This is a genomic window from Longimicrobium sp. (assembly GCF_035474595.1).
Classification (GTDB): Bacteria; Gemmatimonadota; Gemmatimonadetes; order Longimicrobiales; family Longimicrobiaceae; genus Longimicrobium.
In genome coordinates this window covers 17,115-32,397 of the sequence record NZ_DATIND010000058.1, presented here as the reverse complement: position 1 = coordinate 32,397, position 15,283 = coordinate 17,115, and the positions used below count along the sequence as shown (strand labels likewise).

At 70.7% G+C, this 15,283-nt stretch carries 16 protein-coding genes; 3 read left to right on the top strand and 13 right to left on the bottom strand.

Annotation, left to right across the window (positions count from 1 at the left end):
• Window positions 1-59 precede the first annotated feature (59 nt).
• From VLK66_RS10535 to VLK66_RS10520, 4 genes are all read right to left on the bottom strand, one after another.
• Window positions 60-1,766 carry a M28 family peptidase gene (locus VLK66_RS10535; RefSeq protein WP_325309367.1) on the bottom strand — a complete coding sequence of 569 codons (1,707 nt, stop codon included), beginning with the start codon at window positions 1,764-1,766 and terminating at the stop codon, window positions 60-62.
• Between the two features lie 115 nt (window positions 1,767-1,881).
• Window positions 1,882-2,067, bottom strand: a complete 186-nt coding sequence (locus tag VLK66_RS10530; protein ID WP_325309366.1) for a hypothetical protein — start codon at window positions 2,065-2,067, stop codon at window positions 1,882-1,884.
• Window positions 2,068-2,151: 84 nt separating this feature from the next.
• Entirely contained in the window at window positions 2,152-2,967 is an 816-nt protein-coding gene (locus VLK66_RS10525) for an undecaprenyl-diphosphate phosphatase (protein WP_325309365.1), read from the bottom strand.
• A gap of 251 nt (window positions 2,968-3,218) precedes the next feature.
• Entirely contained in the window at window positions 3,219-4,697 is a 1,479-nt protein-coding gene (locus VLK66_RS10520) for a sodium:solute symporter (RefSeq protein WP_325309364.1), read from the bottom strand.
• A gap of 411 nt (window positions 4,698-5,108) precedes the next feature.
• Here VLK66_RS10520 and VLK66_RS10515 point away from each other — a divergent pair, with 411 nt between their 5' ends.
• The 3 genes from VLK66_RS10515 (at window position 5,109) to VLK66_RS10505 (ending at window position 7,064) form a co-directional block, all read left to right on the top strand.
• Window positions 5,109-5,255: a hypothetical protein gene (locus VLK66_RS10515; RefSeq protein ID WP_325309363.1), complete on the top strand. Its 147-nt coding sequence runs from the start codon at window positions 5,109-5,111 to the stop codon at window positions 5,253-5,255.
• Between the two features lie 73 nt (window positions 5,256-5,328).
• Complete coding sequence (locus tag VLK66_RS10510) at window positions 5,329-6,258, top strand: DUF692 domain-containing protein (protein ID WP_325309362.1); 930 nt, start codon at window positions 5,329-5,331, stop codon at window positions 6,256-6,258.
• Window positions 6,258-7,064 carry a hypothetical protein gene (locus VLK66_RS10505; RefSeq protein ID WP_325309361.1) on the top strand — a complete coding sequence of 269 codons (807 nt, stop codon included), beginning with the start codon at window positions 6,258-6,260 and terminating at the stop codon, window positions 7,062-7,064. Before VLK66_RS10510 ends, VLK66_RS10505 begins: the two co-directional genes overlap by 1 nt.
• A gap of 77 nt (window positions 7,065-7,141) precedes the next feature.
• Here the strand turns inward: VLK66_RS10505 and VLK66_RS10500 are convergent, their stop codons facing one another.
• The 9 genes from VLK66_RS10500 to VLK66_RS10460 form a co-directional block, all read right to left on the bottom strand.
• On the bottom strand, window positions 7,142-8,923 hold the full coding sequence (locus VLK66_RS10500; protein WP_325309360.1) for a VanW family protein: 1,782 nt from the start codon (window positions 8,921-8,923) through the stop codon (window positions 7,142-7,144).
• 182 nt (window positions 8,924-9,105) lie between these two features.
• Window positions 9,106-11,172 carry a carbon starvation CstA family protein gene (locus tag VLK66_RS10495; RefSeq protein WP_325309359.1) on the bottom strand — a complete coding sequence of 689 codons (2,067 nt, stop codon included), beginning with the start codon at window positions 11,170-11,172 and terminating at the stop codon, window positions 9,106-9,108.
• Window positions 11,173-11,281: 109 nt separating this feature from the next.
• Entirely contained in the window at window positions 11,282-11,698 is a 417-nt protein-coding gene (locus VLK66_RS10490; RefSeq protein WP_325309358.1) for a hypothetical protein, read from the bottom strand.
• Entirely contained in the window at window positions 11,688-12,140 is a 453-nt protein-coding gene (locus tag VLK66_RS10485; protein ID WP_325309357.1) for a hypothetical protein, read from the bottom strand. The genes VLK66_RS10490 and VLK66_RS10485 overlap by 11 nt, the downstream gene beginning before the upstream one ends.
• Before the next feature lie 57 nt (window positions 12,141-12,197).
• A complete protein-coding gene (locus VLK66_RS10480; protein ID WP_325309356.1) occupies window positions 12,198-12,614 on the bottom strand; it encodes a HEPN domain-containing protein in 417 nt (138 codons plus the stop codon).
• A gap of 12 nt (window positions 12,615-12,626) precedes the next feature.
• Complete coding sequence (locus VLK66_RS10475) at window positions 12,627-13,058, bottom strand: hypothetical protein (RefSeq protein ID WP_325309355.1); 432 nt, start codon at window positions 13,056-13,058, stop codon at window positions 12,627-12,629.
• A gap of 137 nt (window positions 13,059-13,195) precedes the next feature.
• Window positions 13,196-13,939: a DUF2071 domain-containing protein gene (locus VLK66_RS10470; RefSeq protein WP_325309354.1), complete on the bottom strand. Its 744-nt coding sequence runs from the start codon at window positions 13,937-13,939 to the stop codon at window positions 13,196-13,198.
• A 106-nt stretch (window positions 13,940-14,045) separates the two neighbouring features.
• Window positions 14,046-14,315 carry a hypothetical protein gene (locus VLK66_RS10465; RefSeq protein ID WP_325309353.1) on the bottom strand — a complete coding sequence of 90 codons (270 nt, stop codon included), beginning with the start codon at window positions 14,313-14,315 and terminating at the stop codon, window positions 14,046-14,048.
• Between the two features lie 151 nt (window positions 14,316-14,466).
• Complete coding sequence (locus tag VLK66_RS10460) at window positions 14,467-15,102, bottom strand: hypothetical protein (protein WP_325309352.1); 636 nt, start codon at window positions 15,100-15,102, stop codon at window positions 14,467-14,469.
• Window positions 15,103-15,283 lie beyond the last annotated feature (181 nt).

The following is a 15,283-nucleotide window of genomic DNA, read 5'->3' as shown; positions in this document are numbered from 1 at the left end:
CCGGCGCATCCGCGATGCGCCGGCCCCCGCCGTTTCCCTGTCCCCCTGTCCCCTGTCCCCTACCTCCCCAGCATTCGCTCGCGGGCGGCGCGGAACTCGGTGCCGGGGTTCCACTGCGGCCACGCGGAGCCGTTCGCCACGTCCAGCCCCACGCGGAAGAGCAGGCGCGTGTCGTCCACCATCCCGGTGAGGTCCCAGTCCGGCTTCACCTCGTCGGTCGGCTTGTGGTAGTCGTTGGCGACGTAGTTCGCGCGGACGCGGGTGCCGTAGTCCGCCGGCTGGCCGATGTAGTCCGCGCCGGGGAATAGGAACGCCAGCGCGGGAACGCCCTGACGCGACAGCTCGAAGTGGTCCGAGCGGTAGAAGTAGCCCTTCTCCGGCTCCGGATCGGGCTTCACGACCCGTCCCACGCGCGCCGCCTGGCGGGCGAGGAGGTTCTCCAGCGTGCTCTGGCCGTGGCTCACGCTCACGATGGAGCGCGAGCGTCCCCACGGGTTGGGGATGTCCATGTTGATGTCCGCCAGCGTCCTGGCGAGCGGATACAGCGGGTGCGCGGCGTACCAGCGCGCGCCCAGCAGCCCCTGCTCCTCCGCCGTCACCGCCATGAAGACCACGGTCCGCCGCGGCGCGCGGGGCAGCGCCCGGTACGCGCGCGCCGTCTCCAGCAGCCACGCCACCCCCGCCGCGTTGTCCAGCGCGCCGTTGTAGATCGAGTCGCCGCCGATCGTCCGCCCGATCCCGAAGTGGTCCCAGTGCGCGGTGTACAGCAGGTACTCGCCGCGGCGCACGGGGTCGCTGCCGTCCAGCCGCGCGACCACGTTGCGCGAGCGGACCTCGCGCAGCGCGTTGCGCACGGTGAAGCTCGCCGTCGCGCCGAGCGGCACGGGGCGGAAGGCTCGCGTTCCCGCCGCGCGCTGCAGCGCGTCGAAGTCCTGCCCGGCGGCCGCGAACAGCCGCTTCGCCACGTCCAGCTGGATCCACCCCTCGATGGGGATGTGGCGCGCGCCGGCGCCCTGGATGTCGAAGCGCTCGCGGCCGGTGTTCGACGCCACCACGCCCCACGCGTACCCCGCCGGCCCGGTCTGGTGGACGATGATGCACGCCGCCGCGCCCCGCTCGGCCGCGATCTCGTACTTGTACGTCCAGCGCCCGTAGTACGTCATCGCCGGACCGCGGAAGGTGCGCGGATCGAGCCGTGACGGGTCGCGCGGATCGGGGACGGGCGGGTCGCCCACCAGCATCACCACCGTCTTCCCGCGCACGTCCACGCCCTTGAAGTCGTCCCACCCGAACTCCGGCGCCACGACTCCGTATCCCACGAACACGATGTCGGAATTGGAGACGCTGACGAGCGGATCGGGCCGCATCGACCAGGCGACGTAGTCGTCCGGCTGCCGGAGCGCCTGCGTCTGCCCGCCACGCGTGGTGACCGACGCCGTCACGGCTGACGTGCTGCCGACGAGCGGCACCATCTGCACGTAGCTGCCGTCGGGGTTGCCGGGCCGCAGCCCCATCCGCCGGAACTGGTCGCTCAGGTAGGCGATGGTGGAATCCTCGCCCCGCGTCCCCGGCCCCCGCCCCTCGAACCGGTCCGACGCCAGCACCCGGATGTGCGCCAGCAGCCCATCTCCCGTGATCCTCTGCTCCGCCCGCGCCACCCCGGGCTGCGTGGCCGCCGACGTCGCCCGCGCCTGAGACTGTGCAGAACTGGCCGATAGAGCCAGGGCGAAGATGATGAGCGGAATGGCGGACGTGCGTCGATTCACGTGATCCTCCGGCAGCGCGGCGGTGGGATGAGGAGTGGGCGTGAGCGGGGGATGCAAAAAACGGGAGCGCCGCGGAATCTCGATCCGCGGCGCTCGTGTTTCGATCTGGCTCTCGTCAACCCGCATGTTTCTGCCGCGCGCGGGCCTTGGCGATCCTCATCTGGTGCTCCATCTCCAGATAGCCATCGCGCTCAGCGGTTTCATCCCGAGTCAGCCCTACCGTCTTCTCGTGGTGCATCAGATCCCTGACGCGAAGCTGCGTCTCCTCGGACGGCCGTGCGAATACGAATTCCCTGCTCATGCCGACCCTCCACGGTTACGGTATCGAGAATCCTGATCCACAAACAAGTAACCAGAATTCCCCTCCGTACAGGTCCGCGATCGCCTACCCCCGCAGCACGGTGAAGTACAGCCCCAGCAGGATCAGCCCGAAGACGATGCGGTACCAGGCGAAGCCGCGGAAGCTGTTGTTCGCCACGAAGCGCAGCAGCCACCGGATCACCAGCAGCGCGGAGACGAACGACACCACGAAGCCGACGGCGAACACCGGCGCGTCCGCGGCCGAGAGCCCGTGGCGCGCCTTCCACAGCGAGTACAGCGTGGCCGCGAACATCACCGGGATGGCGAGGAAGAAGCTGAACTCGGTGGCCGCCACGCGGCTCAACCCCAGCCCGATGCCGCCCATGATGGTGGCGCCCGACCGCGACGTCCCCGGCACCAGCGCCAGCAGCTGCGCCAGCCCCACGCCCAGCGCCTCCTTCGGCGTCACGTCGTCCACGGTCTCGGTGCGCACGCGCCGGTGCCACCCCTCGATCAGCAGGATGACGATGCCGCCGGCCACCAGCGCGATGGCCACCGTGACGGGGTTGAACAGCTTCTCCTCGATGAAGTCGTTCGCCAGGAACCCCACGATCGCCGCGGGAAGGAAGGCGATGACCAGGTTCAGGATGAGCCGCCGCGACTTCCGGTCGCCGGGCGCGGTGCGCAGCACGTTCACGATCTTCGCGCGGTACAGCCAGACCACCGCCAGGATGGCGCCCAGCTGGATGAACACGTCGAAGGTCTTCGCGCCGTGCCATGCGTCGAAGCCCAGGAACCGGCCCGCGATGATCAGGTGCCCGGTCGACGAAACGGGGATGAACTCCGTCGCCCCCTCCACCAGCCCCATCACCGCCGCCTTGGCCAACAGGATCGGATCCACCGCGCCCGTCCGTTCTCTTCGTAAATCGTTTCAGATGAACCGCAGATGCTGGCTGCGGATGTGGGCGTGTCCCTGACCGTTGCGCGCGAGCCCTGCCCCCGCCGGCCCCCCTACTTCGTGGCGTTGCGACGAAGGCTGGCGTGGCGGGCAGGATGCCCATCGCACCGCCCCGATGACGCGGCCGCAGTCCCGCAGGGACTTTGTGCGGTTGTTGCCGCGAATTCATTCGCCCGCCCCACGCCGGAATCCATCTACCGCGCGGGCTCGTCACCAGGACCCGGCGCCGCTGCGCGCCCCCGCACCGCCGCCAGCGCGCACCCGATCCCCACCGTCACCGCCGAGCCCAGCAGCGCGAACCACAGGCTGTCGATCACCTTCGGGACCACGCCGTACTGTTGCGCCGCCCAGAGAGCCGCCATCAGCGCGATGGCAACCGCCATGCCCGCCACCGCGTCGGCAGCCGCGGCGCGCCTCGAAACCAGCCCCAGCAGGAAGCCGCCCAGCAGCCCGCCGTAGGTGAAGCTGGCGATCTGCAGCGCGATCACCACCACCGGCGTCCCCTGCTGCGCCAGCTGGAAGAGCATCGCCGCGCCGATGAGCACCACCGCCCACCCCAGCGTCAGCATCCGCCCCACGCGCATCAGGTGCGCCTCGCCGGTCCGCCCCGTCAGCGGCGCGTAAAGGTCGTGCGTGGCCGCGCTGGCCAGCGAGTTCAGCGAGCTGGAGATGGTGCTCATCGCCGCCGCCAGGATCGCGGCGATCACCAGGCCGGTCACCCCCGGCGGCAGCTGCTCCACGATGAAGGTGGGGAAGATCTCGTCCGGCGCAGCGAATCTCCGTCCGCGATAGAACACGAAGAGCCCCGTCCCCACGCTCAGGAACAGGGCGAACTGGAGGAAGACGACCACGCCGCTCGCCACCAGCGCCCTGCGCGCGTCCCGCAGCGAGCGCGACGCCAGCAGCCGCTGCACGATGATGTGGTCCACGCCGTGCGACGCCATCGACAGGAAGGTGCCGCCCACCACGCCCGTCAGTACCCACCCGGGGCTGCGGAATCCGCCCTCCAGGTGCACGATCCGCATCTTCCCCGGCGCGGCGTGCACGATCCCGCCCCATCCCCCCGGCACCAGCCGCGCCAGCACCCACAGCGCCGCCAGTCCCCCGAACAGGTAGACGAAGAGCTGCACCACGTCCACCCACACCACCGCGCGCAGCCCGCCGTACCAGGTGTACACGGCGGTGAAGACGCCCGTGAGCAGGATGGCCTCCCAGTACGGCAGCCCGGTGATCAGGCGGATGGGGATGGCGGTGGCGAACACGCGCACCCCGTCGGCCAGCACGCGCGTGACCAGGAAGACCACCGAGGCGAAGCGGCGCGTCCCCGGCCCGAAGCGGCGCTCCAGCAGCGCGTACGCGGTCAGCGTCTCGCCGCGGAAGTAGCCCGGCAGCAGCAGGACCGAGACGGCGACGCGGCCGATCACGTAGCCGGCCGCGAGCTGCAGCATCCAGAAGTCGCTCGCATACGCCGTCGCCGGCACGCTGATGAAGGTCAGCGCGCTCGTCTCCGTCGCGACGACCGAGAAGCAGATCGCCCACCACGGGATGGTGCGGTCGGCCAGGAAGTAGTCGCGCGCGTCCTTCTGCCGCCGCCCCAGCAGCGTTCCCATCGCGGTGACGCCGACCAGGTATGCGAGCAGGACGGCCCAGTCGAGCGCGGTGAAGGCGTGCATGCCGAAGCGGTGCGGGTGCGGAGATCAGGCGCGAGCGGGGGATGAAAGGCGGAATAGATCATACCGCACGCGCCGGTGCAACCAGCGGGGATTCGCCACCCGGCCCGCCGGGTTCGATAGAGGGATCCGATGAATAGCGCCGCCGCGGGGCTGGCGTTTCGACGCCGCTCGCCCGGAGCGGCGCGAGCGATGCGGGCCGGAGATACACTGACGTTTACCGCCATTTGCTCGTTGCGGCATTCGGGCGCGCACGGTTATCATTGCTGGCCCGGCGAAACCGGGGCGCGAATCTCCATCCCCACTCCGCGCCTTTTTCGTCATCAGCAGATCACATCGCGTGCAAGGAGCCCGATCCGGGACGGACTCCGTGCTCTTCACTCCCCCGGAACCCACATCCACACGGAGCACCTCATGGCCACGACCACCGAGCCGACCTATCCCATCACCAAGGAGCCGTATCCGCCGACGTACTGCCCGGCCTGCCTGTCCGGCACCGGCCCGACGGACCCGAACGATCCGATCCTGGAGATCACCGCGGTTCCCGCGGCCGAGGGCTGACCCGGCCGCCGCTTCCGGGCGGTTCGCCCGCCCGGAAGCGGTACTTCCCGCATCACCCGCGCAGTAGAGTGCGATGAGCGTTTCCGAACTCCATCTCCCGTCCGCCGCGCGCCTGGCCGGGCTTCCCCGGCTGGGCGTGGGCGTGCTGTACAACCCGTCGCTGCAGGCGTTCGTGCGGGAGCACGCGGCCGAGCTGGACTACCTGGCCATCATCCCCGACCGCGCATGGTCGGACGAAGGCGCGGCGGCACCGGCGCGGTTCGTGGAGAGCGAGGAGCAGGTGCGCATCCTCAACGGCGCGGCCGAACGGCTGACGATCGTCGGGCACAGCGTGGGGCTGTCCATCGGGAGCGCGGACCCGCTCGATACGGGCCACGTGGAGCAGGTCGCGCGGTGGCAGGAGCGCTACCGCATGCCGTGGCACAGCGACCATCTCTCCTTCATCCGCCTTCCCGGCGTGGACGCGCACACCGAACTGTCGGCCAGCATGGCGCTGGCGGTGCCGTACGACCGCGAGGTGCTGGAGATGATGGTGGAGCGGGTGGAGCAGGTGCAGGCGCGCATCCCCGTGCCCTTCCTGCTGGAGAACAACGTGTACTACGTCGATCTCCCCGAGCAGGAGATGACGGAGCCCGAGTTCCTGAACGCGCTGGCCGCGCGCACCGGGTGCGGGCTTCTGCTGGACGTGCACAACGTGGTGGTGAACGCCACCAACCACGGCTTCGACCCGCGCGCCTTCATCTTCGCGCTGGACCTGGAGCCGGTGGTGGAGTTGCACATCGCGGGCGGGAGCGAGATGGAGGGGCTGTACACCGACTCGCACGCGGGGCCGGTGGCGCGGGCCGTGTGGGAGCTGCTGCCGGAAGTGGTCGCGGCCTGTCCCAACCTGTGCGCCATCACCTTCGAGTTCCACGAGGGATGGTTCCCGATGATGGGCGCCGAGGGAGTGCTGCGCGAGCTGCGCACCGCCCGCGAGGTCTGGAACCAGCACCGCGCAAGCTGATGTCGCTCCTCGCGTTCCAGCTGGCCTTGGCCGACATGACGGCGTCGCACGCCTTCTGCGCGCGCGTGGCGGCGGACCCCGACGCGGCGCTGGCCGGTTACGAGCTGACGCCGCTCGAGCGGCGGCGCCTGGCCGCGGCCGCGGGGCAGCGCGGGATGCGAGTGAACTGCTCGCTCTACCGCTACAACCGCATCACCACGCTGGTGGCCATCCTCCCCGGCACCGTGCACCTGCTGGGCGGCGAGGCGCGCGCCGTGGCCGACGAGTTCTGGGCGGCGCATCCCCCCGACCGCAACATGCGCCGCGAGGCCGAGCGCTTCGCCGGCTTCATCCGCGCCGCTGTCGCCAGCGGCCGCCTCGCGTCGCCGTACCTGCGCGAGGTGGTGGATTTCGAGATGATGCGCTACGAACTGGCCGCCGCGCCGCAGCCGGGCCTCCTCGAACAGCAGGTGGAGACGGGCGATGCGGAAACTCCGTTCGCGCCGCATCCGCTCGTCCGCGTCGCCGCGTTCGCGCACGATCCTGCGGTGCTGCTCCCGCATCTCGCCGCGAAGCGCAAACCTCCGTTCGACGACGTCCCCGAGGGCGAGTACCATCTCCTCCTCGACCGCCGCGACGGCGCGTACCACGAGCGCCCGCTGGACGCCCGCCTCGCCCGCGCGATGATCGCGGCTGCCGCGGGGGAAGATCCAGTCGCGCACGAGCGGGAGGAGTTGGCCGCGGCGGGGCTGCTGGTGCGCGTCGGTCCAGACGCCGAGACGGACGCGAACGGGCGCGCGGCCGGAGAACTCCTCGCCGCGCGCTGAATGGGAGAGACTGGAAGATGGTGGATTCAAGGCGACAGGCGCCGGCGGCTGATGATCAGCCGCCGGCGCTCAGTTTTTCAGCCGATTTGAACGAAGTTGGATGATCGGGCGGCGAGCACATCGACGATTGCTTCTCGCAAGGCGCCTGCATCGCCCGCGGGGACGAGCGTGAGGCCGTCTTCCGCTCCCAGGCCGCACGCGGGCGTGGCGATCACGGGGACGCCGCTCGCGAGCGCCTGCAGCAGCCTGCGCGGCCGGTTCTCCACGAACGCGGGGAGGACGACGAGGTCCGCGCCGTCGAGCCACTGCGCCTCCGCCGGCGCGAGGCGAATCCCGTCCCAGAAGCCGGCGCCTTCCAGCATCGATCCCATCGCCACCAGTTCCACGTCCATGCCCGCCAGCGCCTCGCGCAGCTCGTATGCGCCCTTTCGCCCCGCGGTGGGGCCGGGGAAGACGATTCGCGGGCGCGTCCCTGCGTTCTGTCGCACGCGCTTTGGTGCCGGGCGAGCCCAGTCCAGCACCTCGGCCCGTCCGGGGAAGAGCGCGGCGACATCCCGGTGCGGCGTCACGATCCGCCGCGCGTGGACGAGCGCCTCGGCCTCGTCGTGCAGCAGCGCCTCGTCGGCGCGGAAGTCGGCCAGCGTGGGGCTCGCGGGGTGCAGGCGGGCGGCGACGTCCAGCCGGGCGTGCAGCTCGGCCATCGGCGGCGCGGTCATCAGCACGTCGAAGGTGCGGCCGCCCAGGTGCCCGCTTCGCCAGAGGAACGGCAGCAGGTTCTGCGCGACCACCACGTGCGTCACGTCCCAGCCGAGGAGCGGCGCGTAGCTCTCCGCGAGCGCCGCCGCGGAGTCGAGGAGCGCCCGCTGCCGCGCGGCGCCCTGCGCCGCCAGCCGCCGCGAGCGCCACGACCGCGCCAGCACCACGCGCCAGCTCTGCCGCACGCGCGCTGCGCCGCCGGTCGTCCACGCGTACGCCGGCTTGCGGAACCGCCGGCCGTCCAGCGGAATCCCCATCACATCGCCGTCGCGGCGGATGCCCGCCAGGTAGCCGTCGATCTCCGGCGACCATTCGTCCAGCAGGTGCGCCGTGCGCCCGGCGAACTCCAGCGGCACGGGGCGATGGCGGAAGCACGCGGCCTCGCCGCAGCTCGGACAGCTCCGCGGCGGAGCGCCCAGCACCCGCAGCACGCGCAAGGGCGCGTCCGGCGAGCGCACGGGTTCGGCCGCGCGCGGGCCGCGCAGGCGCACCGTGAGCGTGCGGTCGTCCATCCGCGCCTCGATGCGCAGCGGCCGCGGCGCGCGGAAGCGCAGGTCCACGTAGTTCCAGAAGACGGTGGCGTCGCGCCCCAGCTCCGCCGCCGAGCCGGGGACCACGCGGGTGTGCGCGTGCCGCTCCACGATCTCGCAGCCGGCCCGCAGCGCGGCGTCGTACAGCGCGCTCGAAAGCTGGCAGAGCCCGCCGCCCACCGAGGGAATCAGGCACCCCTCGCGCAGCTCGCGCCCCGCCACGAACCCGCGCAGCCGCGACGCCCGGCCGACCTGCGCCCAGAAGCCGAACACCGCGCCCGCGGGGAGCTCCACCCCGTCGATGCGGCGCGCCGCCAGCCGGAGGTTGTGCACCTTCCCCGCGACCAGCGCGAGCTCGCCCGGCCCGGCATTTGTCCACAGCGGCGTCGCGGACTCGGCCAGCACCGGCGCGTCGCACGGCGCGGCGGCGCGCGGATGCCGCCGCGGGCCGCGCAGCAGGTCGCCCGCCGTGCGCCGGAGGCGGAGCCCCGCCGCCTTCGCGCGGAACACGAGCGCCCCGGTGCGCGAGTGCGGAACGCCGTGATGAGGCTGGGAGATGTCGGGAGAAGGCAAGAGAATCGGCGTATTCACAAGATCCGGCGCGGCATCGATACGGTCACACATCCACAACCGTAATTACGATCCCGCGCCGGGAGAAGATTCGGCGTGCAGGGGAGATGGCGAGCGCGCGATCGCGGCGGCGGCGTTCCCCATCTCCATGCCGAATGATTGAGGGATATCCCGCTGATTACCAGCTAATCGCCCGCGAAGGCGCTGGCGACGAACGGCGTCTCGGTGAGCACCGCGGGGCGGCGGCGGGAGAGGATCAGCACCCACTGCGCGATCGAGGCGACGAGAACCATCACCACCACCGCCATGAAGGCGAGGGTCACTACGGCGTCCAGCCGGTCGTTGAAGAGCATCCGGTGCGCGTCGCCGACCGTCTTCGCACCCGCGGGAAGGGCGCCGCTCGCGAGCTTGGCCTGGATCATCCCCGCGTGCGCGAAGAAGCCGAGCTTGGGATCGGCCGAGAACACCTTCTCCCATCCCGCGGTGAAGTTCACCGCGCTGAGCCAGGCCAGCGGCCCCAGGGTGACCCAGCTGAAGCGCGCCTTCCCCATCTTGATCAGCACCGTGGTCCCCACGCACAGCGCGATGGCCGCCAGCAGCTGGTTGGAGATGCCGAAGAGCGGCCAGAGCGAGTTGATCCCGCCCAGCGGATCGACCACGCCCTGGTAGAGGAAGTATCCCCAGAACGCCACCATCAGCCCGCTGCTGAGCACCACCGACGGGTACCACGAGGTGCGCCCCAGCGGCTTCCACGCGTGCCCCAGCAGCTCCTGCAGCATGAAGCGCCCGACGCGCGTCCCCGTGTCGATGGTGGTGAGGATGAACAGCGCCTCGAACATGATGGCGAAGTGGTACCACACGGCCACCAGCGTCCCGCCGCCGAACACCCCCGAGAAGATCTGCGCCATCCCCACCGCGAGCGATGGCGCGCCGCCGGTGCGCGCCAGCAGCGTCTGCTCGCCCACCTGCCGCGCCAGTGCCTGCATGTCGCCGGGCGAGACCACGAATCCCCACGCGGCGATGGTGCGCGTCGCCTCGGCCAGCGTGCCGCCCACCACGCCCGCGGGCGAGTTGATGGCGAAGTACACGCCCGGCTGCAGGATCCCCGCGGCCACCATCGCCATCACCCCCACGAAGCTCTCCATCAGCATCGCGCCGTACCCCACCACGCGCGCGTCGCCCTCGCGCACCAGCATCTTCGGCGTGGTCCCCGAGGCCACCAGCGCGTGGAAGCCGCTGATCGCCCCGCACGCCACGGTGATGAAGGCGAAGGGGAAGAGCTTCCCGGCGAACACCGGCCCGGTGCCGTCGATGAACTGCGTCAGCGCGGGCATGTGCATGGTCGGCAACGTGATGAGGATGCCGGCCGCGAGCGCCAGGATGGTCCCGATCTTCAGGAAGGTGGAGAGGTAGTCGCGCGGGCAGAGGAGCACCCAGACGGGAAGGACGGAGGCGATGAAGCCGTAGCCCATCAGCAGCCAGACCAGCGTCTTCCCCTCCACCGTGAACATCGCAGCGAGGGCGGGGTTCTCCGCCACCCACTTCCCCCCGACCGTGGCCGCCAGGACGAGCACCACGCCGATGGCCGACGCCTCGCCCACGCGCCCCGGGCGGAACGAGTGCATCCACCACCCCATCAGCAGCGCGATGGGTACCGTGCAGGCGATGGTGAACATCCCCCAGGGGCTGTGCTTCAGCGCGTTCACCACGATCAGCGCCAGCACGGCCAGGAGGATGCCCATGATGGCCAGCACCGCCACCATCGCCGTGAAACCGGCCACGGTGTTGATCTCCTCGCGCGCCATCTGCCCCAGCGACTTGCCGTCGCGGCGCATGGAGGAGAAGAGGATGACGAAGTCCTGCACCGCCCCCGCCAGCACCACGCCGATGATCAGCCAGAGCGTTCCCGGCAGATAGCCGAACTGCGCCGCGAGCACCGGCCCCACCAGCGGCCCCGCGCCGGCGATGGCCGCGAAGTGGTGCCCGAACAGCACGAAGCGGTTGGTGGGGACGAAGTCGACGCCGTTGTTCAGCCGCTCGGCGGGCGTGGCACGGCGGTCGTCCAGCCCGAACACGCGCCGCGCCAGGAAGCGCGAGTAGAAGCGGTACGCCACCGCGTAGGTGCACACGGCTGCGGTCACCAGCCACGCGGCGTTGATCGTCTCGCCGCGGTGCAGGGCGATGAGCCCGAGCGAGAACGCGCCGAGCACGGCGACCACGGCCCACGCGGCCAGGGAAAGGGGCTTGCGCATCGTGGAGATTTTCAGCGGGGGAGTGAGCCGCGCTCAACTCGCGGCGGCCATGATGTTACAACGATCTGCGCAGATGGGGAACTGCCGCCGCGCCGCGGCGCATCCGGAGTCACCCCCGCGGCACGCGCAGCCGGCGGAACTCGGCCTCCGGCAGCGCCTTGATTCGGTTGCGGATGAGCGCGCGGCTCCGTTTGACGTAATCGCGAACGGTGGTCCACTGCAGCGGATCAGTATCCAGCACATAATCAGCCCCCTCGCGTGCCCGGCGCAGCCTGCCGAGTTCGCGGCTGATTTCCTCGAACTGGTAGCCGCCGACCCTCACGGCTTGCGTGAGAGCCTCGTGGGTCCCCGCGCGCGGAACTGCGCCGGGCCCCTGTACCGCTTCGATCCTCTGCTTCAGCGCGAGCAGCGCCGCATAATACGCGCGGTTCACTGCCGTTCTCAGCATCGCCTCCCGATCGGTCCCGGGAACGGTGATGCAGCAAACCTCAGCCACCCCGAGCCAATTCTCCGGATCAAAGCTCATGGTTCCCAGTCTTCCTGCTCCAGTCCCGATGGATCACCACCAGCAGGCGCGCAAAGCGTTTGCTGCCGAGCCGCGCGATCAGCTCACGGCCCAATGCATTCTCCAGATCGAGATGTTCGTCTCCCGCCCCAGGCGCCACATAGTAGTCGACAGCCACGTACGGGTAGCCGAACTCGTCCTCCGCCGTCACTTCGACCCGTGCAGGGCCAAGCTCGCGGCTGATACGCTCGTGCACGTACTCGATCTCGGGCCAGAGGCGGTAGCGCTCGATCAGCGCGCGGGCGGAGCGGTCGCGCGCGAAGAGGCGGCGCAGCCACCCGCGCGGCGGCGGAATGCGGCTCGGGGCGGTATCGACCGCGCGCTCCAGCGCCTCGCGGGCCATGGCGGTCGGGGTGCGCGGCCGTCCGAACTCTCCCGATGTGGGGTGCGCGAGCGTGGCCATCGTTATTTCCTTGCCTCAGCGGGTTGGATCACGATCAAGTGAGCGCCCGGGACTCACTCACCCACGCGGAACGCGCAGCCGGCGGAACTCGGCCTCCGGCAGCGCCTTGATGCGGTTGCGGATCAGACGCCGGCTGCGCGTCACGGACAGATGCACCGAGTCCCGCTGCAAGTCTTCGGTCGAGAGAACGTAATCCGCCTGCTCCCGTGCCTTCCGCAGGGTTTCGAGATCTTTGCGGATCTCTTCGAACGAATCTCCGCCCATACGGATGGCCTGCTTGATCGCGTCGTGCGTTCTCCACGCCGGAACGGCGCCAACCCCCTGGACAGCTTCGATGCGCTGCTTGAGGGCGAGAAGTGCCGCGTAGTAGGCACGGTTCAGCGCCGTCCTCAGCAGCGCCTCGCGGCTCACGCCCGGGATCGTGCTGCAGCAGATCTCGGCGACGTCGAGCCACCGCTCCGGATCAAACGCCATCGAAGGATGTCCTCACATGCTGGGGTCTGGATGAACGAGCACGCTCAGCCGGCGGAGCGACTTCCCCCGCCTGCGTGCCCGGAGTTCGCCACGGACCAGATCCTCCACATCGAGCAACTCGTCGACGTCCCGCAAGGCAGTGTGGAAGTTCAGCGCCAGGTACGGTTCGCCGTCATCGTCCTGCGCCAACATCTCCACGCGAACCTCACCGAGTTCCTGGGCCATGCGCTCGTACGCGTACTCGATCTCGGGCCAGAGGCGGTAGCGCTCGATCAGCGCGCGGGCGGAGCGGTCGCGCGCGAAGAGGCGGCGCAGCCACCCGCGCGGCGGCGGAATGCGGCTCGGGGCGGCATCGACCGCGCGCTCCAGCGCGGCGCGGGCGCCGGCCGTCGCGGTGCGCGGCCGTCCGAACTCTCCCGAGGTGGAGTGCGCGAGCGTCACCATCGTCTTTCCCGTGTGGAGTGGAACGTTGGGTCGCCAACAGTGCTGCGGGCGGGGCGATCTGTCAAGCACGCAGCATTCTTCCAACCTGCTGCCAGAGCGCTACTTACGCGCCAGCGCAGGGACACCGCTGGACAAATTTACGCCACCCGGCGGGGGCGGCGGACGACGATGGGCGAGCCGTCCGCGACGAAGGCGGAGGACGGGGGCTGAGACAGTGCCTGAGAAAACTCGACGCCGTAGAGCGCGGCGACGTCCGCGTCGAGGGCGGCCTCGGAGGCGGTCCATACGCGCCACGAGGGGTGCTCCACGCGATATTCCACCGTCCCGCCGTCGCGCTGCGCGGTGTAGCCCCAGTAGTGCTCGGTGATGAACTCCTCCTCCGATCCCGGCACCAGCGGCGCGGGCGAGCCGGCGAAACGCGCCCGCAGCGTGTTCCATCGCCCGCCGAGCGCCCACGCGTACTCCGCCTCACCCGCATCCGCCGAGATCTCCACGCGGTGGCGCATGGGAAGGGCCACGTAGCGCTCGTTGTAGACGGCGCGCGCGAGCGTCGCGATCGCCCAACGAGGCACGATCTCGCGGACAAAGCAGACACCGCGGCGCCACCCCTCCGGCCCCTGCCGGCCCACGTAGAAGCGCAGGTTCACCTCCTCGAAGTCGCGGTGGAAGGGCACCGGAATCCCCAGCACGCGCGTCCCGAGGAAGAGGAAACCCACCGCGCTCACGAACGTCTTCCCCTGCCACGCGTCCAGCTCCGTCCCACGCGGCACGAACGGGCGCAGGATGCCGGGATCGACCTCCCAGTTCAGCATCACCAGCGTGCGCCACGCGGCGGTCAGGAAGCGGCCGCCGGTCGCCGGGGCGGGTTGTGGATCGGTCATCTCGGGATGTGGCCGGGGATCGGACAGCGTTGCCGATGAAGAAGATATGACGAGCGGCGCCCCCTGTCCCGCGGCGCCGCTCGTCATCTACCGTTGATGATGAGAGTTACGGCGTCGCGCCGCCGGCCTGCTGGCTGAGGCTGTCGACCGCGCTTTCCTGGCGTCGGTAGGCGGCCTCGGCGCTGTCCACCCCGCGCTGCGCCGCGGCGGGCGTCCCGCCGATGCCCGTTGGCGCGGCGGCTTCGGGCGCGGGGGTGGCGGACGCGGCGGCGGCGGTGGAATCGGCCGGGGCGGCGCCGGGCTCGGCGTCCTTCTTCCCGCACGCGCCCAGGAGCAGCACGGCGGCGGCGAGACCTGCAAGGCGGGAGCGGGTCATCGGGTCCTCGGAAGGGGATTGGGCGATGGAGATGACGAAGGATGGGAGATGGCGCCGCGGCGGGCAAGCAGATTGGCCGCGGATGCGAAGAGCCCCCGCCCGGCGAAGTGCCGGGCGGGGGCTCGATACGATCCGACCGCTGCGACGCGCGTCAGCTTCCGACGTGCTCGATGACGCCGTCCACCGGGAAGCCGCAGAAGCTGCCGCTGAGCGCCACGTTCTGCGTCCCCGCGACCAGGTCGGCGGTAACAGCCACGGTACAGCGCCCGGAGTTGCCGTCGCCGCGGTCCCAGGTGAAGGCGCCGGTCTCGGTCAGGTGGAAGCCCGTGAGCCCGTTCGGGCCGGACGTGGCCGCCAGCCCGACGATGATGTCGGGGTCGCCGTTCAGGGTAAAGACGCCGCCCTGGTCCGTGGCCACCTTGCAGCCGGCGTGCGCCACGGTCACGTTCGCCGTCACCTCGCCGACGCTGGCCACGGCGTCGAAGCCGCCACCGAGCGAACCCTTCAGCCCCACGCTGCCGCCCGACGGGCACGGCGCGCTGGTGTCGAAGCTGAAGGTGAAGGTGCTGCTCCCGTTGGCCGCAAGGATGCGGGCCCCGCGCGCGCCGCCGGGTACGCCGCCCCCCGCGAAGCTCGATCCGACGCCGAAGGTCGCATGGCTCAGCGCCAGCGCCTCGGCGCGAGTGAGGTGGCCGTCGCGCGGGGCGGTTGCGCTGCCGCCGTCGCAGGCGGCCGCGAACAGCGTCGCCGCGGCGAGGGCGGCGGTGGCGAGCACTCGGTTGCGCATGGGGATGTCTTGCTTCGCGGGTTCCAACGCTTCCCGGCGGGAAGGGTGCCGGGATGATGAATTTAACCTCGCCGGACGAAATCGGGTAGCAGAGTTGCGGCCCGGGGCAGATTTGTCACCAAGATTTAAGGAACACACGGCCGGCCGATCTCCATCCCTCCATCGTTGTCCCCCGATCTCC